We start from the raw sequence: 25,034 nt of genomic DNA, 5'->3' as shown, positions 1-25,034 counted from the left end.
CCCGGGCCCCGCCCCACCCCCCTCGCCTCAGCCTTTCGTCGACGACGTCAGGCGGGCGCCCAGGTCCTCCACGTAGGTGAGGAGGGGGGTCGGGCCGTGGATGGTGAAGGGGGCGTCCACCAGGGCCAGGCGGATGGCGAGCCATTCGACCGAGTCCGTCGCGCGGGTGCGCAGGCGGCAGGTCGTGGGGCCCGTCGGGGTCGGGACCAGGTGGGACGGGAGGCGGGCCGTGACGAAGTCGGCGGGGGCCTCGAAGGTGACGTCCAGGTCGAACTCCGGCTGGGCGCGGGACATGGAGCGGACCAGGAGCTGGGCCGCGTCGCCCGCCGGCAGCTCGCGCGGGGTGAAGCGGGCCCCCGTGGCGAGCGGGTCGCTGACCCGGTCGACGCGGAAGGTGCGCCAGTCCTCGCGCCCGAGGTCGTACGCCACGAGGTACCAGCGGCGACCGGTGGAGACCAGCCGGTAGGGCTCGACCAGGCGTTTCGTCTCGGCCCCGTCTCCCGCCCGGTACCCGAAGCGGAGCTTTTCCCGGCCGGTGACGGTGCCCGCGAGGGCCGTCAGGGTGGCGGGGGTGACCGTCGCGCCGTCCCCCCTCGTCAGCGGGATCGTCGCGTTCTGGAGGGTGGAGACCCGGTGCCGCAGCCGCGCCGGCAGGACCTGTTCCAGCTTGGCCAGGGCCCGTACGGACGCCTCCTCGACGCCTTCGATCGCGTGCCCCGCCCCGGCCCGCAGGCCCACGGCGATCGCGACGGCCTCCTCGTCGTCGAGGAGGAGCGGCGGCATGGCCGTACCGGCGACGAGCCGGTAGCCGCCGACCGCGCCGAGGGTCGCCTCGACGGGATAGCCGAGGTCACGGAGCCGGTCGATGTCCCGGCGGATGGTGCGCGGGGAGACCGAGAGGCGTTCGGCGAGCTCGCTTCCGGGCCACTCGCGCGGGGTCTGGAGGAGCGAGAGCAGATTCAGGAGTCGTGCCGGGGTGTCCGTCATGTGTTCCAGGATGCGGGCCATCTAGGACATGTACTGACCTAGATGGCCTTTATCTTCCTCGTATGAGTGCACACGACGCCGACGCCGTCACGGATACGGCCGCCCCCACCGACCCGCAGGACAAGCGGCGCTGGATAGCCCTTGCCATCGTCATGACGGCCGCCTTCATGGACCTGGTCGACGCCACGATCGTCAACATCGCGATCCCCAGCATCGAGCGGGACCTCGGTGCCTCCTTCGGTGCCATCCAGTGGATCACCGCCGGGTACGCGCTGGCGTTCGCCGCCGGCCTGATCACCGGTGGCCGCCTCGGTGACATCTACGGCCGCAAGCGCCTCTTCCTCCTCGGCACGGCGGGCTTCACGCTCGCCTCCGCGCTCTGCGGTTTCGCGGCCAACCAGGAGATGCTGGTCGGCTCCCGCCTCCTCCAGGGCGCGGCGGCCGCGATGATGGTGCCGCAGGTGCTGTCGATCATCCACGTGACCTTCCCGGCGCACGAGCGCGGCAAGGTCTTCGGAATGTTCGGCGCGATCATCGGTCTGGGCGCGGTCTCGGGCCCGCTGCTCGGCGCGCTGCTCACCCAGTGGAACATCGCGGGCCTGGAATGGCGCCCGATCTTCCTGATCAACCTGCCCGTCGGCATCGCGGGCCTGCTCCTGGGCCGGAAGTTCATCACGGAGTCGAAGGCCCCGAAGGCGCTCCGCCTGGACATGGTGGGCGTGCTCCTGGTGACGGCCGCCCTGCTGATGCTGATCTACCCGCTGACGCGCGGCCGCGAGCTGGACTGGCCGCTGTGGGGCCACCTGATGATGGCCGGCAGCCTGGTCGTCTTCGGCGCGCTCGTGGCGTACGAGAAGTACAAGACGAAGAAGGACGGCTCGCCGCTCATCGAGCTGTCGCTGTTCAGGGTGAAGAGCTTCGCGGCGGGCATCGCGGTGCAGCTGACCTTCGGTGTCGTGATGGGCATCTTCTTCCTGGTGTGGACGCTGTACATGCAGATCGGCCTCGGCTGGAGCCCGCTGCGGGCGGGTCTGACGGGTGTGCCGTTCTCGATCGCGGTGTCGACGGCCGCCGGTCTGTCGGTGCAGAAGCTGGTGCCGCGCTTCGGCCGGAAGGTGCTCCAGGCCGGTGCGCTGACGATGATCGCGGGCGTGCTGCTCTACCTCTTCGAAGCGGGCCGGTACGGGACGGGCATCGCGTCCTGGCAGATGATCCCGCCGCTGGTGGTCATGGGCCTCGGCATGGGCCTGATCGTGGCGCCGCTGACGGACGCGGTGCTCTCGGACGTGCCGAAGGAGCACGCCGGGTCGGCCTCGGGTCTGATCAACACGACCGGCCAGATGGGCAACGCGCTGGGCCTCGGCCTGGTGTCGGTGGTCTTCTTCGGCGTGATCGACGGCAAGCCCGCTCCGAAGTCCCCGACCGAGGCGGGCCTGGCGTTCGCCGACGCCTTCCAGAACGCCATGGGCTGGGTGGCGGGCGTGCTCGCCGTGATCTTCCTGGTGATGTTCGCGCTTCCGGCGAAGCCGAAGCAGCACCTGGAGGGCGGCGACGGCGGCGAGTACGGCGACGGCGGTGACGGCGACGGTGACGGCGTGATCGAGAAGGAGCCGGTGCTGACGCACTGAGCCGGAGGTGCTGACGCACTGAACCGGAGGCGCTGACGCGCCGAGCCGGACACGGAAGGGCCCTGGTCCCGGGAATCGCCCCGGGATCAGGGCCATTCGTCCTGCCCGGGCATGGGCGAATGTCCGTTCCTGCCCGCTTGAGTGCCCGAATCCGTTTACTTGGCCAGGGTCCCGGCGTACTCTGACCGTGAAACAACAGGTTCGGGCATCGAACGGACGTAACCCCTCATGTACGCACCGGAGCGTCAGCAACAGATCCTGCGGCTCGCCCGCGAGAGCGGACGCGTCGACGTCCTCTCCCTCGCCGAGGAGTTCCAGGTCACCGCCGAGACCGTACGGCGGGACCTCAAGGCCCTCGACCGGGCCGGGCTCGTCCGCAGGGTGCACGGCGGCGCCATCCCCGCCGGACGGCTCGACTTCGAGCCCGACCTCGCCGAGCGCGAGTCCACCGCCGCCGACGAGAAGGACCGGATCGTCCGGGCCGCCCTCGCCGAACTGCCCGAGGAGGGCAGCGTCGTCCTCGACGCCGGATCGACCGTCGCCCGGCTCGCCGCCGAATTCCCCCTCGACCGCGCGCTGACCGTCGTCACCCACGCCCTCCCGGTCGCCGCCCGGCTCGCCGACCACCCCGGCATCGACCTCCACCTCGTCGGCGGGCGGGTGCGGCACCGCACCCGCGCCGCCGTCGACGCCTGGGCGCTCCGGGCCTACGGCGAGATCCGCGCCGACGTCGCCTTCCTCGGCGCCAACGGCTTCTCGCCCGCGTACGGACTCACCACCCCCGACCTCGCGGAGGCCGCCGTCAAGCGGGCCGTGATCGCCTCCGCCCGCCGCGTCGTGCTCCTCGCCGACTCGGCCAAGCACGGCCAGGAGCACTTCGCCCGCTTCGGCGACCTGACCGACATCGACCTGATCGTCACCGACAGCGGCCTCGGCACCGAGGACGCCGCCGCCATCGAGGCGGCGGGAACGGAAGTCGTCCGCGCATGATCCTCACCGTCACCCCCAACCCCTCCCTCGACCGGACGTACGAGGTCCCCGCCCTGGAGCGCGGCGAGGTGCTGCGGGCCCGCGCCGAACGCGTCGACCCCGGCGGCAAGGGCGTCAACGTCTCCCGGGCCGTCGCCGCCGCCGGACACCGCACCGTCGCCGTCGTGCCGCTCGGCGGAGCACCCGGCGCGCTCGTCGCCCAGCTGCTCGCCGGACAGGGCATCGAGGTCGCCCCCGTCCCGGTCGCCGGGCACACCCGCTCCAACATCGCGCTCGCGGAGCCCGACGGGACACTGACCAAGGTCAACGCGCCCGGCCCGGAGCTGACCGAGGAAGAGGCGGAGACGATCCTCGCCACCGTCGGCGCCCACTCGCCGGCCGCCGACTGGATCGCCTGCTGCGGCAGCCTCCCGCGCGGCCTCACACCCGAGTGGTACGCCCGGCTCGTCACCCGCGCCCACGGCGCCGGGGCCCGGATCGCGCTCGACACCTCGGGACCGTCCCTCCTCGCCGCGCTCGCCGCCCGGCCGGACGTCGTCAAGCCGAACGCCGACGAACTCGCCGAGGCCGTCGGCCGCCCGCTCCGCACGATCGGCGACGCGGTCGGGGCGGCGGAGGAACTGCGCGGGCTCGGCGCGGGCGCGGTCCTCGCCAGCCTGGGCGCCGACGGACAGCTGCTCGTCTCGGCGGCCGGGGTCTGGTTCGGCCGCGCGGCCGTCGCCGCCGTCCGCTCCGACGTCGGAGCCGGGGACGCCTCCCTCGCGGGCTTCCTCGCGGCGGGCGGCGAAGGCCCCGGGGCCCTCGCGGCCGCCGTCGCCCACGGAGCGGCCGCCGTCCAGCTGCCCGGCAGCGAAATGCCCACCCCGGGCGACCTGAACCCGTCGGCGGTCACGGTGACCGACGACGTCCCCCTGGACCTCACCCTCAGCGAGCAAGGGAGCCCGCGATGAGCAGGATGATCACCGCGGACCTGGTCGATCTCGACCTGGCCGCGGACACCAAGGAAGCGGCGGCCCGTTCGCTCGCGGAGCGGATGGTCGCCCGGGGCCGGGTCACCGACCTCGACGGCTTCCTCGCCGACGTCGCCGCCCGCGAGGCCCAGATGCCGACCGGCCTGGACGGCGGCATCGGCATCCCGCACTGCCGCAGCGCCCATGTCACCGAGCCGACCCTCGCCTTCGGCCGCTCGGCGGCCGGGGTCGACTTCGGCGCCCCCGACGGCCCCGCGGACCTGATCTTCCTGATCGCCGCCCCGGCGGGCGCGGACGACGCGCATCTGACGATCCTGTCCTCCCTGGCCCGCCAGCTGATGAACGAGGAGTTCACGGGGGCGCTGCGGTCGGTGGCGACGCCCGAGGAGGCGGCGGCGCTGATCGCGGGGGAGGAGGCGGAGGAACCTCCGGCCGAGGAAGAAGCCGAGGAAGAGTCCGGGGAGGCGCCGGAGGGAGTCGCGGCCGGCGCGGAGGCCACAGGTGCCGTCCCCTTCCGGATCGTCGCCGTCACCTCCTGCCCGACCGGCATCGCCCACACCTACATGGCCGCCGAGTCCCTGGAGAAGGCCGGTCACGCCGCCGGTGTCGAGGTGTCCGTCGAGACGCAGGGCTCCGCCGGGTTCACCCGGCTCGACCCGGCCGTCGTCGCGGCCGCCGACGGCGTGATCTTCGCGCACGACGTGCCGGTACGCGAGAAGGAACGGTTCGCCGGGAAGGCGACCGTCGACGTCGGCGTCAAGGCCGGCATCAACCGGCCCGCCGAACTGATCGCCGAAGTACGCGAGAAGGCCGCACGCGGCGAGGTCTCCGCCCCCGCCACCGCCGCGAGCCCCGTCGACAAGGCGGGCGAGCCCGGCGAGGGATACGGCACCAAGCTCCGCAAGTGGCTCATGTCCGGCGTGAGTTACATGGTCCCGTTCGTCGCCGCCGGCGGCCTCCTGATCGCCCTCGGCTTCGCCATCGGCGGCTGGAACATCGACAAGGCCCCCTCCGTCACCGAGCACTTCGCCTGGGGCCAGGCCGACAGCTGGGCCGCCCTGATGTTCCAGATCGGCGGGCTCGCGTTCAGCTTCCTCGTACCGGTCCTCGCCGGCTACATCTCGTACGGGATGGCCGACCGTCCCGGTCTCGTCCCCGGCTTCGTCGGCGGCGCGATCGCCCTCACCGTCAACGCCGGCTTCCTCGGCGGCCTCGTCGCGGGTCTGCTCGCGGGCGGCACCGTCCTCGCCATCCAGCGGGTGAGGATCCCCACCGTCCTCAGGGGCATCATGCCGGTGGTCGTGATCCCGCTGTTGTCCTCGATCGTCGTCGGCTTCCTGATGTTCCTCGTCGTCGGCAAGCCCATCGCCTCGCTCCAGAAGGCGCTCACCGACTGGCTGTCCGGGCTCTCCGGCGCCAACGCGGTCATCCTCGGCGTCATCCTCGGCCTGATGATGTGCTTCGACCTCGGCGGTCCCGTCAACAAGGTCGCGTACGCCTTCGCGGTGGGCGGCCTCGCCAACCCCAACGAGGGTTCCCTCAAGGTCATGGCCGCCGTGATGGCCGCGGGCATGGTGCCGCCGCTCGCGATGGCCCTCGCCACCGCCGTCCGCGGCCGGCTCTTCACCAGGACCGAGCGGGAGAACGGCAAGGCGGCCTGGGTCCTCGGGGCCTCGTTCATCTCCGAGGGCGCGATCCCGTTCGCCGCGGCCGACCCGCTGCGGGTCATCCCCGCGACGATGGCGGGCGGCGCGGTCACCGGCGCCCTGTCGATGGCCTTCGAGTGCACCCTGCGGGCCCCGCACGGAGGCCTCTTCGTCCTGCCGCTGATCGGCAACCCGCTGCTCTACCTGCTCGCGATCGTCGCGGGCACGGTCGTCAGCGCCGGGCTCGTCATCCTCCTGAAGGGCCTGCGGAAGACGGCGCCCGAGGGCGACGGGGCCGTGCCGGCCGTCGTCGATCCCCAGGTGACCGTGGCGGCCTGACGACCCCATGGCCGGCCCCTGGACAGGAGGGGCCCGAGGGGCGGTGCGGAATCGGCGAGCGCACCGCCCCTCGTCTCATGCGGTCATGGCCTCATGGCCCATGGCCTCATGAGCGGTTGACGGCACCTCCGTGCTTCAGGTCGCCCTTGAACGGCACCGAGCGCATCACGACCGGGGTCGGGGTCGTCTGCTGCACCCAGGCCTCGTCCCAGACGAACGTGCCGCCCATGATGTTCCCGTGCGTCTGCCACACGGTCCCGGTGGTCGTGATCACCTTCACGTAGGCGTCGTTGCCCTGGGCCTCGATGGCGATGCCGCAGGCGTTGGCCGGGTACGAGGGGTTGGCCGGGTCCGTGCCGACGGTCGTCGGGTTGGTGAGGTCCTGCCAGACGATCGTCCCGCCCGGGTCGTCCGCCTTGCCGACGAACGCCTTGCCGTTGTACAGCGCGGCCTGGAAGTCCTCGGTGTTGGACGGGCTGTAGGTGTCGATGTCGATACAGGGCCCGGTCGGACCGGTGGCGCCCGTGGCTCCGGTCGCACCGGTGGCTCCCGTGGCTCCGGTGGCGCCTGTGGCACCGGTGGGTCCCGTGGGCCCGGTCGGGCCCGTGTCGCCGGTGGCGCCGGTCGCACCCGTGGCACCCGTCGCTCCGTCGGCTCCGGTGGCTCCCGTCGGACCGGTCGGGCCGGTGGCCCCGGTCGCGCCGGTGGCTCCGTCGGCGCCGGTCGCGCCCGTGGCACCCGTCGCACCCGTGGCCCCGGTGGCCCCGGTCGCTCCCGTGGCACCCGTCGCACCCGTGGCCCCGGTCGCACCCGTCGCGCCCGTGTTGCCCTTCGGTCCCGTGGGTCCCGTGGGGCCCGTGGGGCCCTTCGGGCCGGTGTCACCCTTCGGGCCCTTCGGGCCGGGCGGTCCCTTCGGGCCCGTGGGGCCCGTCGGGCCCTTGCACCCGCCCTCCGGGTGGTCCGGGCCGCCCGTGCGGACCTGCGTGCCCTCGACGAGACGTCCGACCTCCTCGTCCAGGAACTCCTGGAGCGCGGTGGTCATCGGCCGGCCTTCTTCGTCGTGCTGCTGCGTGGACCTGGGCTTGCAACCGGTGGTCGGTACGGCGGTGGTGCTGCCCGCCGGGGCGCCCGCCGTCGGGCCGCCCGCCAGGGCCGAGGCCGAGGGGGCGAGGCCGGTGAGGACGAGTGCGACCGAGGCCAGCGCACCGCCGCCGACCCAGGCGCGCCGCCGGGGCAGCGGGCCGAGCGATGACGTGGACCGAGTCCTGGGATCAGGACGCATGCACATGCTCCTTTCCTCCGCCGGCTTTCGGACGCCGGCGCCACGATGTGGGGGTGAGACGAGGACGGAAGATGATGAGCTTCCGATCGGATCATCGGATCGCGGCGGCGCGGACTTGACGGTTCGAGGTCGTGAAGAGCCGCCATGGCGTAGTCCTGCCAGTCCAATGGCTGTGTACGCGGCGGGGAACCTGCGGCGGCCTCCGGCGTGCCGCCGCCGCCTCCCCACCGGGCGCTGCGTACCGTCGCCCCCCGACCGAACCGCCGGAGGTGGTGTTGCCGTGAAGCCGTCCATCTGCCTGTGCATGATCGTCAAGAACGAGGGCGCGGTCATCGAGCGCTGCCTGTCCTCCGTCCGGGATCTCGTGGACACCTGGGTCATCTCCGACACCGGGTCCACCGACGGGACCCAGGAGCTGATCAGGTCCGCGCTCGCCGGCATCCCGGGCGAGCTGCGCGAGGAGCCCTGGGTGAACTTCGGCCACAACCGCAGCCTGAACATCGCGCACGCCCGCGACCGGGCCGACTATCTGCTGCTCCTCGACGCCGACCACGTCCTCCGGCAGGAGGGGCCGCTGCCCGCGCTCACCGCCGACTCGTACATGATCCGGCACGAGGGAGCCCTGGAGTACCGGATCAAACGCCTGGTCAGAGGCGGCATGCCCTGGCGGTACGAGGGCGTCACGCACGAGTATCTGACGGCCGACCGGGACCACGGCCAGGAGAACCTCGACGCCCTCGTCGTCGAGGACTACGCCGACGGCGGCTCACGCCACGACAAGTTCGAGCGGGACGCCCGCCTCCTCGGCGCCGAACTGGACCGCGACCCGTCGAACCCGCGCACGGTCTTCTACCTGGCCCAGACCCTGCGCGACCTCGGCCGCGCCGAGGAGGCCGCCGCGCTCTACGAGCGCCGGGCGGCCATGGGCGGCTGGGGCGAGGAGGTCTACTACGCCCTGCTCCAGTCCGGGGTCCTGCGCGCCGACTCTGGCGACTGGCCGGCCGCCATGGACGCGCTGTCCCGGGCCTGGGAGGCCCGGCCGGAGCGCCTTGAGGCCTGCTACGAGCTGACGGCGCGGCTGCGGAAGATGCGCCGCTACCGGGCGGCGCACGCCGTGGTCTCCTCCGTCCTCGACCGGGAGCAGCCCGACGACCTGCTGTTCCTGCAGCCGTGGGTGTACCGCTGGGGGCTGCTCTTCGAGTACTCGATCACCGCCTACTGGGTCGGTGACCACGCGGCGTCCCTGGCGGCCTGCGACCGGCTCCTCGCCCTGCCGGACCTGCCGGAGACGTACCGCGAACAGACCCGCGTCAACCGGGCCTTCGCCGCCGACCGCCTCGCGGAGACGGAAACGGCGGCGGCGGTGGCGGTCCCCGCGCAGGTCTGAGCCCGGGCGCTCAGCGGACCCGGGAGCGGGTCTCCATCGCCCGGCGGGCGGCGCGCTCGTCCTCGTACACCTCGCACATGTGGCGGCCGTCCGGCGTCGCCGTGTGCTCGACCTCCCAGAGGCTGACCTCGCTGCCGTCGAGCAGCAGGAACTGGTGCTCGTAGAGGGTGAATCCGGCGTCCCGGCCACCCTCCACCGGGCAGTGGCGGCCGAAGGCCTGGGTGATGTGGTGGGCGAAGGCGAGCCGGAGCCGGCGGGCCGTCCGCTCGCCCGGCCGGTCCGCGTTCTCCGCGCGCCGCAGGACGCGGCGGGCGTGGTCGGCGGAGTTGTCCGGCACGTACATCCGGGGCTGGGCGGGTATGGGGCGGGCGAGCAGGGCGCTGAGCAGCGCCAGCTCGTCGTCCTCGTCCTCGTCGAGGGCGCGGCCGCCGGAGCGCTCGGCGCTCCAGCCCGGCAGCGGTCCGGCCGGGAGCCGGGAGGCGGCGAGCCGGGCCTCCGACTCCTCGGCGTACAGCTCGTGCTGCTCGGCGCCGTCGCGGCCGGCGTTGTGCGTGAGCTCCCAGAGGCTGAGCGCGGAGCCGTCGCTCAGCAGGTAGGTGTGGCGGTAGGTGGAGCGGCGGAGCGTCGCGCTGTGGTGCGAGGAGTGCAGCGCGCTGGAGTGGGCGAGCGCCGTGCCGAGGCGCTCGACGGTCGAGTCGGGAAGGTCGAAGGAGTTGAGGGCCCGGCCGAGGAGCCGCTCAACGTGCGTCTCGGTCGTCTCGTGCGGATCGTGAGGATCCTGCGGATCGTTCAAGAGGGTCTCCAGGCCGTCGCCGCATGTCACTCGGTGCTTGCTTAACGTAGTCCCTGGGTCTGACATCGTGTCTCGGGTTCCGGAAAACGAAGGGCGGCCGGGGGAAGTTCCCGTCCCTTTTCGTCCGTTCCCGGTCAACTCCCTTGAGCTTACCGGGAGTACGGCTCCGACTGCGCTCCGTGGAATCCGCCGTAGAGCTCTCCGTACGAGGGGAAGTCGCCGCCCGGGCCGCGCTGCCCGCCGGGGGCCGCGAGCACCGCCCGGACGATCGCCCGGGTCACCAGGTCCGCACCGGCCGCCAGGACCTCGTTCAGGGCCAGCGGGCCGAGGTCCTCCGGCAGTTCGCGCTCCCCGGTGGCGAGGGTGAAGACGGTGTCGCCGTCGTTCATCAGGTGCACCGGGCGCAGGGCGCGCGCGATGCCGTCGTGCGCCGTGCCCGCGATCTTCTGGGCCTGCGCGCGGGTCAGCACGGCATTGGTGGCGACGACGGCGAGCGTCGTGTTCATCGGGGGTGGTCCGGCCGCCGCCCGCGCCTCGGCGAGGCGGCGCGCGGCCGCCTCGTGCACGACCGGGTCGGGGAAGGCGGGCCGGCCGGGCTCGTGGTAACTCCCGTACAGGGCGCCCGTGGCCGGGTCGACGGCCGAGCCGGCCGCGTTGACCACCACGAGCGCGCCGACCGTGATCCCCGACTCCAGGACCGTGCTCGCCGTGCCCACCCCGCCGCGCAGGCCGCCGACCACCGCGCCGGTGCCCGCGCCGACCGCGCCGGTCTCCACGCGCGCGTGGTCCCCGCTCGCGTCGGCCGCCGCCACCGCGGCCCGGCCCGTCGCCGCGTCCGGCCGGGCCCTGAAGTCACCGCCCCGGCCCAGGTCGAAGACGCAGGCGGCGGGCACGACCGGCACGACATGCGCGGGGTCGGGACCCACCCGCACCCCGCGGTGCCGTTCCTCGAGCCAGGCCATCACCCCGGTGGCGGACTCCAGGCCGTACGCGCTGCCGCCGGTCAGGACGACCGCGTCGATCCGCTGGACGACGTTCCTGGGGTCGAGCGCGTCCGTCTCCCGCGTCCCCGGACCGCCGCCCCGCACGTCCACGGCGGCGACGGCGCCACCGGCCGGCGCGAGCACCACCGTGGTCCCGCTCAGGGCCCCGTCACCCGCCACGCGCGCGTGCCCCACCCGGAGGCCGCGCACATCGGTGATCCCGTCCGCCGTCGTCCCGTGCAGCTCGGACTGTGTCATGTCCCCTGCCTACCACGCGGACCGGTGCACCGCTGGGGGCCGAGGTGCGTTCCGCCCGGGGGGCGCGGAAGGGCACGGCCGCATCGTCGCGCACGGCAAGGGCGTTCAGCCGGTCGAGGCACCCGCGCCCGTAGCGGCCGGAGGGCCCGGTCGGGTCGCCGGGTTCCTGGCCGTCAGGGTCACGCCGACCGCGACCGTGGCCGCCGCGACGAGGCCCGCCGCGAGGACCGCCCAGTGTCCGGCGAAGGTGCAGAGCAGGATCGCGAGGGACGACACGGGCAGGACGAGCTGCTGGGCGAGGCCGACCTTGAAGTAGCGGGCGTGGAGGAGCCACACGGACATCAGGAACACCGCCGACGGGATCGTCACCGCCGACGAGGCGGCGAGCGTGGAGATGTGGGCCTTGCCCACGGCCTGCTCCACGGCGATCTCCAGGCCCGCGCCGACGGCCGCCGCCGCCGCGAAGATCACGTAGTGGCCGTACCCCCAGCGGAAGGCCTCGCGGCTTGAGGTCAGCCGGTCGTGCGCGGGTACGACGAAGTAGATCCACCAGGCGGCGAAGACGAGCAGCAGACCGCCCGCGGCGATCGGCAGCACCTCGCCGAGGGCGTCGTTCTCGGCGATGCCGGTCTTCACGGCCACGGTCGCGGCCGCGACGGTCTCGCCGAGCACGATGATGGTGAACAGGCCGTACCGCTCGGCGATGTGGTGCGGGTGCCAGGTGCTGGGCGCGTTCCTCTCCGCGAACAGGGGTACGGACATCTCGGCCAGCGCCATGACGAGGAAGACCCACGGGCGGGCCGGCTCCGGCGCAAGGACCAGCGAGAGCCAGCCGATCTGCACGGCGACGACCCCGCCCGCGTACCGTCGGCACATCGCCCGTTCGAGGGGGTCGGTGGCGTGGTGCGCGGCCCGCAGCCACTGCGAGGCGAGCGCCAGCCGCATCACCACGTAGCCGAGGTAGACGACGAGGAAGTCGTGGTCCTCGAAGGCCCGCGAGACGCCCGCCGCGAGGATGAGGACACCGGCGATCTGGACGAGGGTGACGACGCGGTACGGGACGTCGTCGTTGTCGTAGGCCGAGGCGAACCAGGTGAAGTTCATCCACGCCCACCAGATCGCGAAGAAGATCATCGCGTAGTTGAGGACCCCCTCGCCCGCGTGGCCCTCGGCGACCGCGTGGACGAGCTCCGCGCCCGCCTGGGCGACCGCGACGACGAAACAGAGGTCGAAGAACAGCTCCAGCGGGGTGGAGGCCCGGTGCGATTCGTCGCGGGAGCGCGCGGTGAGGGGGAGGAACGGTTGTGTCATGGGCCCAGCACATCAGAGCGGACGGCCCTCCCGCTGTCGAGCCACGCGCGCGGGGTACGACCCCGGGCCACCGGGGGACCCTTCAGGCGGCTGCCCGGCCTCCGACCGACCCGCTCGGGTCCGCCTTCGCCGTGGAGTCCGTCCCCGCCGTGCCGTCCGCCTTCGCCGTGCGGTCCGGTCGGCCCGCCGCCGCGTACCGCGTCGCCACGAGCCCCGCCACGCGCGCGTGGTCCCCGATCGGCTCCGCGACCGCCCAGGTGCCCGGCACCGCGGCCAGCGCGCGCGTGAAGCGGCCCGGGGCGAGCAGATGGGTGGCGACCGCGACCCGGCGGAAGCCGTGTCCGTGCAGCAGCGCGACCGCCTCGGCCGGGCCCGGGGCGCTCGCCGAGCAGTACGCCGCGATCACCGGTACGGGCAGGAGCACGGCCAGCTGCTCGACCGCCCTGAGGGTGCCGTCGTTGCCGCCGGGCCGTGACGAACCCGCCCCGGCGACGACCACCGCGTCCGCCGGGCCGCCCGCGGCGCGCTCGGCGGCCCGCAGCCGGTCGTGGAGGGCGAGCGCCACCGCGTGTTCGCCGCTCAGCCCGGGGGTGACCGCACAGTCGAAGGGGCGGGCGACGGCCGGGATGTCGACCGTGCGGTGGTAGCCGTCGCCGAGGAGCAGCGGGACGACGACCGCGCCGGGCCGGTCCGCGAGGACGTGCGCCAGGGACGGCGTCTGGTGGTCGAGGTGGCCGACGGCCACGGGCGCGCCGGTCAGCCGCCGGACGGAGTCGGCGAGCCGGGCGATGCCCGCGCCCGCCTCGGGCACGGCGCTGCCGTGCACGGCGAGGACCAGGCTCCGTGGCATGAGATCCGTACCTCCACCCGCCCCGCTCGGTCTTGTGCGGCCGCCCGACCGTCCCGGGGGCGGCCGCACAACCGCCCCCGGCCCGGGGGCCGCGCGACGGTGTCGTACGTCGTCGCGGCCCCACCCGTTCACGCTAAGCCCGCGCCGTCGCCCCGCCGCGCCGCCGTTCGGCCCCGGCCGGGGGGTCGCAAGTCCCGGATCCTCGGGCCCTTCACGGCCCCGACACGCCCACCCCGCCGCCCTACGGTCGGAGGAGACGCCCGTACGCCCCTCGTACGCGAACGAACAAGACCCGCGAACCAGCCCGACGCGCCACACCCACGTGACACACACCCCCCACGCGAGACCCGACCCGACACCCGATCCCCCCACGGAGACCCCCATGGCCGCCCACCGGACGCAGACCCTCGTGCTCATCGGCCACGGCATGGTCGGCCACCGGCTCCTGGAGGCGCTGGCCGAGCGCGGCGCGCTCGCCGATCCGGCGGTGCCGGACGGCCCCGGCTGGCGGGTCACGGTGCTCGCCGAGGAGGACGTGCCCGCCTACGACCGGGTGCACCTCTCGTCCGTCTTCACCGGCACCGGACCCGACCAACTGGGTCTTTCCACGCCCGAGTTCCTCGCCGGGCACGGGATCGACCTGCGGCTCGGCGACCCGGCCGAGCGCATCGACCCGGCCGCCCGCACCGTCACCACCACCTCCGGCCGGGTCGTCGCGTACGACGCGCTGGTCCTGGCCACCGGCTCGTACCCCTTCGTGCCGCCGATCCCCGGCGCCGACGCGCCCGGCTGCTTCACGTACCGCACGCTGTACGACGTCGACGCCCTCACCCGGTACGCCGAGCGGGCCGGGACCGGGGTCGTCATCGGCGGCGGGCTGCTCGGCCTCGAGGCCGCCGGTGCGCTCCGCACCCTCGGACTCGCCACGCACGTCGTCGAGTTCGCGCCCCGGCTGATGCCGCTCCAGGTCGACGACGGCGGCGCGGCGGCCCTGCGCGCGACCATCGAGTCGATGGGCGTGGCGGTGCACACCGGGGTCGGTGCCGCCGAGGTCGAGACGGACGCCGACGGGAAGGCCCGCCGGCTGCGGCTGTCGAACGGTGAGCGGCTCCCCGCCGACGTCGTCGTCTTCTCCGCCGGGGTGCGGCCGCGCGACCGGCTCGCCCGCGAGGCGGGGTTCGCGGTCGGCGACCGCGGGGGAGTGGTGGTGGACGAGCGCTGCCGGACGACCGACCCGTACGTGTACGCGATCGGGGAGTGCGCGCAGACCTCCGACGGGCGGGTGTACGGCCTGGTGGCGCCCGGTTACCAGATGGCGGAGGCGGTCGCCGACCAGCTCGCGGGCTCCGGGGCGACGGTCTTCACCGGCGCCGACACGTCGACCAAGCTGAAGCTGCTGGGGGCGGACGTGGCGTCGTTCGGCGATCCTTTCGCGGCGGGGGCGCAGGCCACCGAGATCGTCTTCTCGGACGGCCGTGAGGGCGTCTACAAGAAGCTGCTGCTGGGCCCCGAGGGGCAGCTCCTCGGCGGCATCCTGGTCGGTGACGCGGAGGCGTACGGCTCCCTGAAGCCGCACGCGGGCCGTCGACTGCCCGCGCCGCCCGAGGCGTTCCTCCTCCCGGCCTCGGCCGCCGGGGCCGCGCCGCCCGGCGCGGACGCGCTCCCCGACGACGCCGTCGTCTGCTCCTGCCACAACGTGACCAAGGGCGCGGTGGCCGGGGCGGTCGCCGAGCACGGCCTGACCGACATCGGCGGGATCAAGCGCCGCACCAAGGCGGGCACGGGCTGCGGCGGTTGTGTGAACACCCTCCAGGCCGTCCTCGACGCGGCGGGCGTGGAGCGGGCGCGTGGCCTGTGCGAGCACTTCCCCGAGCTCGGCCGCCCGGAGGTCTACGAGCTGATCCGCACCGAACACATCCGGTCCTTCACCGAGTTGCTGGAACGGTACGGCTCCGCGGGCGCGGGCGGGAGCGGCGGCGCGGGCTCTGGCTGTACCGTCTGCAAGCCCGTCGTCGCCAACGTCCTCGGCACCCTCGCCCCCGAGCTCGGTCTCCGCCACGTCCTGGACGGAGAGCAGGCCGCGCTCCAGGACTCCAACGACCTCTTCCTCGCCAACCTCCAGAAGGACGGCACCTACTCGGTCGTGCCGCGCGTCCCCGGCGGCGAGATCACCGCCGAGCAGCTGATCGCCCTCGGTGAGGTGGCCCGCGACCACGGCCTCTACAGCAAGATCACCGGCGGTCAGCGGATCGATCTGTTCGGCGCGCGGAAGGAGGAACTCCCCGTCGTCTGGCGGAAGCTGATCGCCGCCGGATTCGAATCGGGCCAGGCGTACGGGAAGTCCCTGCGCACGGTCAAGTCCTGCGTCGGGTCCCGGTTCTGCCGCTTCGGGCAGGGCGATTCGGTGCAGCTCGCGATCGACCTGGAGCTCCGCTACCGCGGTCTGCGCGCCCCGCACAAGATCAAGGGCGGCGTCTCGGGCTGTCTGCGCGAGTGCGCCGAGGCCCGCGGCAAGGACATCGGCGTCATCGCCACCGCCGGCGGCTGGAACCTGTACGTCTGCGGCAACGGCGGCACCGACCCCCGGCACGCCGAGCTGCTCGCCTCCGACCTGTCGGCCGCCGAGCTGTTCGCGCTGATCGACCGGTTCCTCATGTACTACGTACGGACCGGGGAGCGCCTGGAGCGGACCTCGGCATGGCTGGAGCGGCTCGGCGGCGGCACCGCGCGGCTGCGGGAGGTCCTGATCGAGGACTCGCTGGGGATCTGCGCGGAGCTGGAGGAGCAGCTGGAGCGGCACGTGGCCGCGTACCGCGACGAGTGGCGGGCCGTCCTCGACGACCCGGTGGCGCTGGCCCGCTTCGAGCCGCACGTGGCCGGGGTGGAGTTCCTGGAGCCGGGCCGGGGCCGGGCGGCGGTCCTCGCGGACGGGACGGAGGCGGCGCTGTTCCGGGACGGGGACGGCGAGGTGTACGCGGTGGGCAACCGGGACCCGTTCTCGGGCGCCGACGTGATGGCGAACGGCATCATGGGCCGCCGGGACGGCGTGCCGGTGGTGGCGTCCCCGCTGCACAAGCAGGAGTTCGACCTGCGGACCGGCGCGTGCCTTGACGACCCGGACGTCGCCCTTCCGGTCCTGCCGGTCCCTACGGCCCGCCCCTGAGGGGACCTAGGCCCGCCCGGCGGCCCGACCTAGGCCCGCGCACCCGGCGACCATCGGCACTCACGCGGCCCCCGCGTCGCGGCGCAGCCTGGAAGGGCAAGCCAAGCCTCGAACGTCAGGGAAGTCAGGGAAGCGCCATGAGTTCCGTAGTCCAGGAAGACAGAAGGACGGGCGGACCCTCCGCCTCGTACGACACGGAGCAGTACCGCCCCGGCAGGCCGATCACCGACTGGGAGCCCGAGAACGAGCTCTTCTGGAAGTCGATCGGCAGGAAGGTCGCCCACCGGAACCTGTGGATCGCCGTTCCGGCGCTGCTCGTGGCGTTCGTCGTCTGGCAGGTGTGGTCGGTCACCGCGACCAATCTGAAGGACGTCGGCTTCGGCTTCTCGACCTCCCAGCTGTTCTGGCTGACGGCGATTCCCGGTCTGACCGGTGGCACGGCCCGGATCTTCTACACCTTCCTCGGCCCGATGGTCGGCCAGCGCCGCTTCACGGCCCTGTCGACGGTGGTGCTGATCGTCCCGCTGATCTGGCTGGGCGTCGCGATCCAGGACCCGACGACCCCGTACGCCGTGATGGTCGCCATCGCCGCGCTGTGCGGCATCGGCGGCGCGAACTTCGCCTCCTCCCTCGCCAACATCGGCTTCTTCTTCCCCAAGGCGAGGAAGGGCAGCGCGACCGGCATCAACGGCGGTCTGGGGAACCTCGGCGTCTCCGTGGTCCAGCTGCTGACCCCGATCGTCATCACCTGGTCGACCATCGCGATCGGCTCCGCCCAGCACAAGGCCGACGGCACCCCCGTGTACCTCCAGAACGCCGCCTTCCTCTGGGTCCCGGTCCTGCTGGTCCTGGCGGCCGTCGCCTGGTTCGGCCAGAACGACCTGAAGGTCGCCTCCACCCCGTTCAAGCAGCAGAAGATCATCTTCAAGCGCAAGCACAACTGGCTGATGACCTGGCTGTACGTCGGCACCTTCGGCTCCTTCATCGGCTTCGCCGCCGCCCTGCCGATGCTGATCAAGACCACCTTCCCGGACTACTCGGTCGCCACCTACGCCTGGATGGGCCCGGCCGTGGGCGCGCTCGCCCGCTGGGGCGGCGGCTGGATCGCCGACAAGTGGGGCGGCGCCCGGGTCACCATCCTGTCCTTCGTGGGCATGGCGGCCTCGATCGTCGGCGTGATCACCTTCCTGCCCTCGGGCAGTGACGCCGGCTCGTTCTACGGCTTCTTCTTCTGCTTCCTCGCCGCGTTCTTCTTCTCCGGCATCGGCAACGGCTCGACCTTCCGCCAGATCCCGGTCATCTTCCGCGGCACCCACCTCAAGGGCCTCGAGGAAGGCACCCCGGAGTACGCACGGGCGCTGAAGCAGGCGGAGATGGAGTCCGGCGCCGTCACCGGGTTCACCTCGGCCATCGCGGCCTACGGCTTCTTCTTCATCCCGGCCCTCTTCGGCTCGGTGGCCGTGACCAGCGCGATGTGGGGCTTCGTCGCCTTCTACGTCAGCTGCATGGTCGTGACCTGGTGGTTCTATGCCCGCAGGAACGCCGAGGCCCCCAGCTAGACCGGAACCGTCGACCCAAGCCCGCAGAAGGGCCCCGCGCGAGCGGGGCCTTTCGCATATCCGGAACGGGACCTAAGGCCGTCCGGAGGTGACCATTGCCGACCGAAATGATCGATCAAAAGGAGTGCAATGGAGGTAAGCAACGACGCGATCGAATGATTCGAAGAAGGCGGTGCGGGCAGTGACTGCGACCCCTGCTGAAGCAACGGTGAACGAGCGGGCCTGGAAGGGCTTCAAGGGCGGACTGTGGCGCGACGCCATCGACGTCCGCGACTTCATCCAGCAGAACTACACGCCGTACGAGGGTGACGACTCCTTCCTCGCCGGACCCACCGAGCGGACCACCGCCGTGTGGCAGGCCATCACGGAGAAGTTCCCCGAGGAGCGCGCCAAGGGCGTGTACGACGTCTCGTACGACGTGCCCTCCACCATCACCGCCCACGCCCCCGGCTACATCGACCGCGACAAGGACCTGATCGTCGGCCTCCAGACCGACGCCCCGCTCAAGCGCGCGATCATGCCGTTCGGCGGCTGGCGGATGGTCGCCGGCGCCCTGGAGACGTACGGCTACCCGGTCTCGCCGGAGCTGGAGAAGGTCTTCACCGAGTACCGCAAGACCCACAACGCCGGGGTCTTCGACGCCTACACCCCCGAGATCCGCGCCGCCCGCAAGGCCGGTGTCGTCACCGGACTCCCCGACGCCTACGGCCGCGGCCGCATCATCGGCGACTACCGCCGGGTCGCCCTCTACGGCGTCGACCGCCTGATCCAGGTGAAGCAGGAGGAGAAGGAGGAGCTCAACTCCCTCCCCGCGGGCGACCGTTCCCTGGAGGAGACGATCCGGCTGCGCGAGGAGCTCGCCGAGCAGATCCGCGCCCTGGGCGAACTCAAGACGATGGCCGCCTCCTACGGCCATGACATCTCCGGCCCCGCCGTCACCGGCCGCGACGCCATCCAGTGGCTCTACTTCGCCTACCTCGCCGCCGTGAAGGAGCAGAACGGCGCCGCGATGTCCCTCGGCCGCACCTCCACCTTCCTCGACGTCTACCTGGAGCGCGACATCGCGGCCGGTCTGCTCACCGAGGAGCAGGCCCAGGAGCTCGTCGACGACTTCATCGTCAAGCTCCGCATCGTCCGCTTCCTGCGCACCCCGGAGTACGACCAGGGCTTCTCCGGCGACCCGACCTGGGTCACCGAGTCGATCGCCGGAATGGGCGAGGACGGCCGCCCGCTGGTCACCCGGACCTCCTTCCGCTACCTCCAGACCCTCTACAACCTCGGCCCGGCCCCCGAGCCGAACATGACCGTCTTCTGGTCGCCGCGTCTCCCGCAGGGCTTCAAGGAGTTCTGCGCGAAGGTCTCCATCGACACCTCCTCCGTCCAGTACGAGTCGGACGAGCTGATGCGCCCCCGCTTCGGCGACGACACCGCCATCGCCTGCTGCGTCTCCGCGATGCCCGTCGGCAAGCAGATGCAGTTCTTCGGCGCCCGGGTGAACCTCGCCAAGACCCTGCTGTACGCGATCAACGGCGGCCGCGACGAGAAGTCCGGTGTGCAGGTCGGCCCGGACACCGGCGCCATCACCGCCGACGTCCTCGACCACGACGAGGTCATGGCCAAGTTCGACGAGCAGATGGAGTGGCTGGCGAACGTCTACGTCCACTCGCTGAACGTCATCCACTACATGCACGACAAGTACGCCTACGAGCGCATCGAGATGGCCCTGCACGACCGCGACGTGCGCCGCACCATGGCCTTCGGCATCGCCGGTCTCTCGGTCGCCGTCGACTCGCTCTCCGCGATCAAGTACGCCAAGGTCACCGTGCACCGTGACGAGGCCGGCCTGGCCACCGACTACACCGTCGAGGGCGACTACCCGGCCTACGGCAACAACGACGACCGGGCCGACGAGATCGCCGTGTGGCTGGTCGAGGAGTTCATGAGGAAGGTGCGCAAGCACCCCACCTACCGGAACGCCGAACACACCCAGTCCGTCCTCACCATCACCTCCAACGTCGTCTACGGCAAGAAGACCGGCAACACCCCCGACGGGCGCCGCGCCGGCGAGCCCTTCGCCCCGGGCGCCAACCCCATGAACGGCCGCGACACCCACGGCTACGTGGCCTCGGCCCTCTCGGTCGCCAAGCTGCCGTACGAGGACGCCGAGGACGGCATCTCGCTGACCAACACGGTCACCCCCGACGGCCTGGGCCGCACCCCCGAGGAGCGGATCAGGAACCTCGCGGGCGTCCTCGACGGCTACATGGCCAGCGACGGCTTCCACATGAACGTCAACGTCCTCAACCGCGACACCCTCATGGACGCCATGGAGCACCCGGAGAACTACCCGCAGCTGACCATCCGGGTCTCCGGATACGCGGTCAACTTCGTCCGGCTCACCCGCGAACAGCAGCTCGACGTGCTGAACCGCACCTTCCACGGCTCGCTGTAACCCCCCTCCTCGCGTCCGGGGCCGATGGCCCTCACCCCCGGCCCCGGGCGCGCCCCCTCACTTCCTCCGAAGGCCCCTCCGAAGGAGGCCCTGCCATGACAAGCCTCGCCCTCGGCCCCGCCGCCCCGCTCACTCCGGCCACCCCGCTCACCCCGGCCGCCGCCGCGACCCAGCGGCCGTCCGAGGGCTCGGTCCACTCCTGGGACCTGTCCACCGGCGTCGACGGCCCCGGCACCCGCTTCGTCACCTTCCTCTCCGGCTGCCCCCTCACCTGCCTCTACTGCCACAACCCCGACACGTGGAAGATGCGCAACGGCAAGCGCACCTCCGCCGACGCCGTGATCGCCGAGGCGGGCAAGTACGTCCGCTTCATCTCCGTCTCCGGCGGCGGCGCCACCGTCTCGGGCGGCGAACCCCTCCTCCAGCCCGTCTTCACCGGCGAGCTCCTGCACCGGATGAAGCACGAGCTCGGCCTGCACACGGCCCTCGACACCTCGGGCTTCCTGGGCGTCCGCGCCACGGACGCGCTGCTGCGCGACGCCGACCTGGTGCTGCTCGACATCAAGTCCTGGGACCCCGCCACGTACACCAAGGTGACCGGGCGGCCGCTCGCGCCGACCCTGGACTTCGCAAGGCGTCTCGCCGACCTCGGCCAGGAGGTCCACGTCCGCTTCGTCCTCGTCCCGGGCCTCACCGACGACCCGGCCAACGTCGAGGGAGTCGCCGCCTTCGCCGGGGGTCTCGGCAACGTCTCCCGCGTGGACATCCTGCCCTTCCACACGCTCGGCGAAGCGAAGTGGCAGGCACTCGCCATGCCGTTCACCCTGCACGGCACACCGTCCCCGACGCCCGAACAGGTCGCCGCGGCCCGCGAGGTCTTCCGCGCCCACGGCCTGAACGCCGTCTGAGCGACGCCTCACCCCGTAACCCCGTAAAACAGGGCAAACAGCCACGTATGGCCTTACCGTGGCCGCGTGACCGAGCCACCGCAGACAGCCGAGCCGACACCCCCGCCGGGCGACCCCCGCCACGGCGCCCCGACCCCGGGGGGCCCCGCCCCGGGAACAGCGCCGGCCGACGGCCCCCCGCCGCAGACCCCGGCCGCCGTGCGCCGCCGCGCGACCCTCGCCGGCACCGTCGTCTCCGCCCTGCTGATCCTCGCGATCGTCTTCGGCAGCCGTCTGCTCCGCGACTTCGACTCGGCCCTGCTGCCGTACGCCGTCGCGACGGTCTTCCTCGCCTTCGGCGTCGCCTACCGCTACACCGTCTGGGTCTCCGCGCCCGGCGCCCGCCGCCTCTTCAAGCAGGGCTGGCGCTCGTTCTTCTCCGCCGCGAACTTCCGCAGGGCACCCACCGCCCTGCCGAAGATGATCGCCACCTACCTCGGCTTCCAGAAGTTCCTCGGCGCCCGCTCCCACGCCCGCTGGGCCGCCCACCAGCTGATCTTCTGGGGCTGTCTGCTGGCCGCCGCGATCACCTTCCCGCTGACCTGGGGCTGGTTCACCTTCACCTCCTCCACCGGCTCGGGGCCCGGCTACGAGATGCGGATCTGGGGCTTCAAGATCATCGGCTTCGACGCGCTCAGCTTCGTCGGCTGGCTGATGTTCCACGGCCTCGACATCGCCGCCGTCCTCGTCATCGCCGGCGCCGCCTACTTCCTCTGGCGCCGCATGAAGGACCGGGGCGCCGTCACCGGCCAGCGCTTCGCCTACGACCTGGTGCCGCTGCTCGCCCTCGTCGTCATCTCGGTGACCGGGCTCCTGCTCACCTTCTCGTCGATCTTCCTGCACGGCGGTGGCTACGAGTTCCTCGCGATCCTCCACATGGTGTCGGTCGTCTTCACCCTCATCTACATCCCCTTCGGGAAGTTCTTCCACATCGTGCAGCGGCCCGCCGCCGTCGGCATGCAGCTCTTCAAGTACACCTCCCGCCGCAAGGACGAGGAGGTGCTCACCTGCCGCCGCTGCCACGAGCCCATCGACACCGCCCCGTACGTGGAGAACCTCCGGGGCACCATGCGCGACCTCGACCTCGGCTTCGACGCCTGGGCCGAGTACTGCCCCCGCTGCAAGCGCGTCCTGCGCGGCAACGCCTACCTCGACCACGTGAAGAAGGGCTTCAAGTGACCGCGACCGACCCCGCCCGGGCGCTGCCGCTCGACCCCTCCCTCGCCCCGCCCGGCACCCGTAACTTCCGCGACGCCGGCGGCATCCCCGCCGACCGCTGGCACGCCGACCAGAACGGCGAGACCCTCGTCCCCACCCACTGCTGCTTCTGCGGCGTCCAGTGCGGCATGTACCTCCGCGTCGACCGCGGCGGCAAGGTCTTCGGCGTCGAGCCCCGCAACCACGACATCAACCGGATGCGGCTCTGCCCCAAGGGCATCAACGCCTACCAGCAGGTCAACCACCCCGACCGGCTCACCGCCCCGCTCATGCGCCGCAACCGGGACGAGGAGTTCCGCGAGGTCAGCTGGGACGAGGCCCTCGACCACACCGTCGCCGAGATCCGCCGCATCCAGGGCGAGTACGGCAACGACGCCTTCGGCCTCCTCGGCGGCGCCAGCCTCTTCTCCGAGAAGACCTACCTCGTCGGCAAGTTCGCCCGGGTCGCCCTCAAGTCCCGGCACGTCGACTACAACGGCCGGCTCTGCATGGTGTCCGCCGCCGGGGCCAACAAACTCGCCTTCGGCATCGACCGCGCCGGCAACCCCTTCTCCGACATCCTGCTCACCGACTGCCTGCTCATCGCGGGCTCCAACGTCGGCGAGTGCTTCCCCGTCATGACCCAGTACCTCTGGGGAGCCCGCGACCGGGGCGCCACCCTCATCGTCGTCGACCCGCGCGAGACCGCCATCGCCCGCACCGCCGACGTCCACGTCGCCCTCAAGCCCGGCACCGACTCCGCGTTCTTCAACGCCGTGCTGCACGTCGTCGTCGCCGAAGGCCTCACCGACGAGGCCTACCTCGCCGCCCACACCACCGGCTGGGAGGAGGTCAAGGCCACCGTCGCCGCCTACCCGCCCGCCCGCTCCGCCGAGATCTGCGGCGTCCCCGAGCAGCAGATCGTCCAGGTCGCCCGCATGTTCGCGGGCGCGGGCAAGTCCATGGCCTGGCACGCCCGCGGCGTCGAGCACCACTCCCAGGGCGTCGAGAACTGCCTCAGCATCATCAACCTGTGCGTCGCCACCGGGAACATCGGCAAGCCCGGCGCCGGCTATGGCACCATCACCGGCCAGGGCAACGGCCAGGGCGGCCGCGAGCACGGCCAGAAGTCCGACCTCCTCCCCGGCGGCCGCTCCATCACCAACCCCGAGCACCGCCGCCAGATCTGCGAGATCTGGGGCATCGACGAGACCGAACTCCCGCCCGCCGGAACCTCCATGATGGAGATGGTCTGGCAGATGCAGCGCAAGGAGATCCGGGGACTCGTCGGCATCTGCAACAACCCCTTCGTCTCACTGCCGAACTACGCCACCGTCAAGGACGGCTACGACACCCTCGAGTTCCACGCCCAGTTCGACTTCTTCCTCTCCGAGACCGCGGCCAACGCGCACGTCGTCTTCCCCGTCACCGTCTGGGCCGAGGACGACGGCGTGATGGCCAACGCCGAGGCCCGCGTCGTCAAGCACAACAAGGCCCAGGAACCCCCCGCCGGAGTCCGCACCGACACCTGGGTCATCTGCGAACTCGCCCGGCGGCTCGGCGCGGGCGACAAGTTCGCCTTCCCGGACTCCCGCTCCGTCTTCGAGGAACTCCGCGTCGCCTCCGCCGGCACCGTCAACGACTACTACGGCATCACCTACGAGCGCCTGGAGGAGACCGGCGGCATCGCCTGGCCCTGCCCCACCACCGAGCACCCCGGCACCCCCCGCCTCTTCGAGGACGGCCGCAGCTACCACCCCGACGGCAAGATCCACCTCCAGGTCGTCGAATGGCACCCGCCGATGGACCCGTACAGCGAGGAGTACCCCCTCTCGCTGACCACCGGCCGCACCGTCGCCCACTTCCTCTCCGGCAACCAGACCCGCCGGCTCGGCGCCCTCGTCGAACAGACCCCCCGCCCCTGGGTCGAGGTCCACCCCTCCCACGGCTTCCGCAACGGCGACCCCGTCCGGGTCGTCACCCGGCGCGGCAGCGAGGTCTTCCCCGCCCTGGTCACCGAGGCCATCCGCCCCGACACCGTCTTCGTCCCCTACCACTGGCCCGTCCCCACCGCGGCCAACGCCCTCACCATCGACGCCCTCGACCCCCGCTCCAAGATCCCCGAGTACAAGGTCTGCGCCGCCCGCATCGAGGCCGCCCCGCGGATCGACGAGGTCCCGGCACCCCCCACCGCCCCCGGCCACCAGGCCTACCCGGAGACCCAGGTCTCCCGCACCGACCCGCTGCCCCCCACCTCACCCCAGGGCCGCGGCACCGCGGAGAGGAGCTGA

Annotated in this window: 17 protein-coding genes; 11 read left to right on the top strand and 6 right to left on the bottom strand. The window is 72.4% G+C overall.

Annotated elements, in window-relative coordinates; genetic code table 11:
* Positions 1 to 27: 27 nt before the first annotated feature.
* Positions 28 to 987, bottom strand: coding sequence for a helix-turn-helix transcriptional regulator (locus DEJ43_RS15215; RefSeq protein ID WP_015034258.1), 960 nt, complete (start codon positions 985 to 987; stop codon positions 28 to 30).
* A 62-nt stretch (positions 988 to 1,049) separates the two neighbouring features.
* Here DEJ43_RS15215 and DEJ43_RS15210 point away from each other — a divergent pair, with 62 nt between their 5' ends.
* The 4 genes from DEJ43_RS15210 (at position 1,050) to DEJ43_RS15195 (ending at position 6,561) form a co-directional block, all read left to right on the top strand.
* Positions 1,050 to 2,615: an MFS transporter gene (locus DEJ43_RS15210; RefSeq protein WP_041662505.1), complete on the top strand. Its 1,566-nt coding sequence runs from the start codon at positions 1,050 to 1,052 to the stop codon at positions 2,613 to 2,615.
* 228 nt (positions 2,616 to 2,843) lie between these two features.
* Positions 2,844 to 3,605 (top strand): DeoR/GlpR family DNA-binding transcription regulator, encoded by a 762-nt coding sequence (locus DEJ43_RS15205; RefSeq protein WP_015034256.1) that lies wholly within the window; start codon positions 2,844 to 2,846, stop codon positions 3,603 to 3,605.
* Complete coding sequence (pfkB, locus tag DEJ43_RS15200) at positions 3,602 to 4,555, top strand: 1-phosphofructokinase (protein ID WP_015034255.1); 954 nt, start codon at positions 3,602 to 3,604, stop codon at positions 4,553 to 4,555. The genes DEJ43_RS15205 and pfkB overlap by 4 nt, the downstream gene beginning before the upstream one ends.
* A complete protein-coding gene (locus tag DEJ43_RS15195) occupies positions 4,552 to 6,561 on the top strand; it encodes a PTS fructose transporter subunit IIABC (protein WP_015034254.1) in 2,010 nt (669 codons plus the stop codon). The genes pfkB and DEJ43_RS15195 overlap by 4 nt, the downstream gene beginning before the upstream one ends.
* A 106-nt stretch (positions 6,562 to 6,667) precedes the next feature.
* Here the strand turns inward: DEJ43_RS15195 and DEJ43_RS38540 are convergent, their stop codons facing one another.
* Positions 6,668 to 7,843, bottom strand: a complete 1,176-nt coding sequence (locus DEJ43_RS38540; protein ID WP_015034253.1) for a flagellar hook-length control protein FliK — start codon at positions 7,841 to 7,843, stop codon at positions 6,668 to 6,670.
* 280 nt (positions 7,844 to 8,123) lie between these two features.
* Between DEJ43_RS38540 and DEJ43_RS15185 the strand changes: the two genes are divergently transcribed.
* Positions 8,124 to 9,230: a glycosyltransferase gene (locus DEJ43_RS15185; protein WP_233447955.1), complete on the top strand. Its 1,107-nt coding sequence runs from the start codon at positions 8,124 to 8,126 to the stop codon at positions 9,228 to 9,230.
* A gap of 10 nt (positions 9,231 to 9,240) precedes the next feature.
* On the opposite strand, the gene DEJ43_RS15180 is transcribed toward DEJ43_RS15185, so the two are convergent.
* The 4 genes from DEJ43_RS15180 to DEJ43_RS37470 form a co-directional block, all read right to left on the bottom strand.
* On the bottom strand, positions 9,241 to 10,089 hold the full coding sequence (locus tag DEJ43_RS15180) for a DUF6227 family protein (protein ID WP_015034251.1): 849 nt from the start codon (positions 10,087 to 10,089) through the stop codon (positions 9,241 to 9,243).
* A gap of 83 nt (positions 10,090 to 10,172) precedes the next feature.
* Complete coding sequence (locus tag DEJ43_RS15175; RefSeq protein ID WP_015034250.1) at positions 10,173 to 11,264, bottom strand: P1 family peptidase; 1,092 nt, start codon at positions 11,262 to 11,264, stop codon at positions 10,173 to 10,175.
* A 105-nt stretch (positions 11,265 to 11,369) separates the two neighbouring features.
* On the bottom strand, positions 11,370 to 12,575 hold the full coding sequence (locus tag DEJ43_RS15170; protein ID WP_015034249.1) for a low temperature requirement protein A: 1,206 nt from the start codon (positions 12,573 to 12,575) through the stop codon (positions 11,370 to 11,372).
* Positions 12,576 to 12,657: 82 nt separating this feature from the next.
* Positions 12,658 to 13,425, bottom strand: a complete 768-nt coding sequence (locus DEJ43_RS37470; protein WP_071891347.1) for a sirohydrochlorin chelatase — start codon at positions 13,423 to 13,425, stop codon at positions 12,658 to 12,660.
* Between the two features lie 382 nt (positions 13,426 to 13,807).
* On the opposite strand from DEJ43_RS37470, the gene nirB reads away from it, so the two are divergent.
* The 6 genes from nirB to DEJ43_RS15135 all read left to right on the top strand — a co-directional run bounded on the left by nirB (position 13,808) and on the right by DEJ43_RS15135 (position 25,034).
* Positions 13,808 to 16,588, top strand: a complete 2,781-nt coding sequence (gene nirB / locus DEJ43_RS15160; RefSeq protein WP_015034247.1) for a nitrite reductase large subunit NirB — start codon at positions 13,808 to 13,810, stop codon at positions 16,586 to 16,588.
* A gap of 137 nt (positions 16,589 to 16,725) precedes the next feature.
* On the top strand, positions 16,726 to 18,147 hold the full coding sequence (locus DEJ43_RS15155; RefSeq protein ID WP_015034246.1) for an MFS transporter: 1,422 nt from the start codon (positions 16,726 to 16,728) through the stop codon (positions 18,145 to 18,147).
* 172 nt (positions 18,148 to 18,319) lie between these two features.
* On the top strand, positions 18,320 to 20,599 hold the full coding sequence (gene pflB, locus DEJ43_RS15150) for a formate C-acetyltransferase (RefSeq protein WP_015034245.1): 2,280 nt from the start codon (positions 18,320 to 18,322) through the stop codon (positions 20,597 to 20,599).
* 95 nt (positions 20,600 to 20,694) lie between these two features.
* Complete coding sequence (gene pflA / locus DEJ43_RS15145) at positions 20,695 to 21,507, top strand: pyruvate formate-lyase-activating protein (RefSeq protein WP_015034244.1); 813 nt, start codon at positions 20,695 to 20,697, stop codon at positions 21,505 to 21,507.
* A gap of 198 nt (positions 21,508 to 21,705) precedes the next feature.
* Entirely contained in the window at positions 21,706 to 22,725 is a 1,020-nt protein-coding gene (locus DEJ43_RS15140) for an MFS transporter (RefSeq protein WP_086024642.1), read from the top strand.
* Positions 22,722 to 25,034, top strand: coding sequence for a molybdopterin oxidoreductase family protein (locus DEJ43_RS15135; RefSeq protein WP_015034242.1), 2,313 nt, complete (start codon positions 22,722 to 22,724; stop codon positions 25,032 to 25,034). Before DEJ43_RS15140 ends, DEJ43_RS15135 begins: the two co-directional genes overlap by 4 nt.

It is taken from the genome of Streptomyces venezuelae ATCC 10712 (assembly GCF_008639165.1).
GTDB classification, from domain to species: Bacteria; Actinomycetota; Actinomycetes; order Streptomycetales; family Streptomycetaceae; genus Streptomyces; species Streptomyces venezuelae.
Note: the sequence above shows the minus strand (reverse complement) of the source record. Positions and strands in the feature narration are given on the sequence as shown.

What these genes read in the sequence shown, in the direction of transcription:
- DEJ43_RS15215 (WP_015034258.1), bottom strand. Translation starts at nt 987, where the DNA reads ATGACGGACACCCCGGCACGACTCCTGAATCTGCTCTCGCTCCTCCAG.
- DEJ43_RS15210 (WP_041662505.1), top strand. Translation starts at nt 1,050, where the DNA reads ATGAGTGCACACGACGCCGACGCCGTCACGGATACGGCCGCCCCCACC.
- DEJ43_RS15205 (WP_015034256.1), top strand. Translation starts at nt 2,844, where the DNA reads ATGTACGCACCGGAGCGTCAGCAACAGATCCTGCGGCTCGCCCGCGAG.
- pfkB (WP_015034255.1), top strand. Translation starts at nt 3,602, where the DNA reads ATGATCCTCACCGTCACCCCCAACCCCTCCCTCGACCGGACGTACGAG.
- DEJ43_RS15195 (WP_015034254.1), top strand. Translation starts at nt 4,552, where the DNA reads ATGAGCAGGATGATCACCGCGGACCTGGTCGATCTCGACCTGGCCGCG.
- DEJ43_RS38540 (WP_015034253.1), bottom strand. Translation starts at nt 7,843, where the DNA reads ATGCGTCCTGATCCCAGGACTCGGTCCACGTCATCGCTCGGCCCGCTG.
- DEJ43_RS15180 (WP_015034251.1), bottom strand. Translation starts at nt 10,089, where the DNA reads ATGTCAGACCCAGGGACTACGTTAAGCAAGCACCGAGTGACATGCGGC.
- DEJ43_RS15175 (WP_015034250.1), bottom strand. Translation starts at nt 11,264, where the DNA reads ATGACACAGTCCGAGCTGCACGGGACGACGGCGGACGGGATCACCGAT.
- DEJ43_RS15170 (WP_015034249.1), bottom strand. Translation starts at nt 12,575, where the DNA reads ATGACACAACCGTTCCTCCCCCTCACCGCGCGCTCCCGCGACGAATCG.
- DEJ43_RS37470 (WP_071891347.1), bottom strand. Translation starts at nt 13,425, where the DNA reads ATGCCACGGAGCCTGGTCCTCGCCGTGCACGGCAGCGCCGTGCCCGAG.
- nirB (WP_015034247.1), top strand. Translation starts at nt 13,808, where the DNA reads ATGGCCGCCCACCGGACGCAGACCCTCGTGCTCATCGGCCACGGCATG.
- DEJ43_RS15155 (WP_015034246.1), top strand. Translation starts at nt 16,726, where the DNA reads ATGAGTTCCGTAGTCCAGGAAGACAGAAGGACGGGCGGACCCTCCGCC.
- pflA (WP_015034244.1), top strand. Translation starts at nt 20,695, where the DNA reads ATGACAAGCCTCGCCCTCGGCCCCGCCGCCCCGCTCACTCCGGCCACC.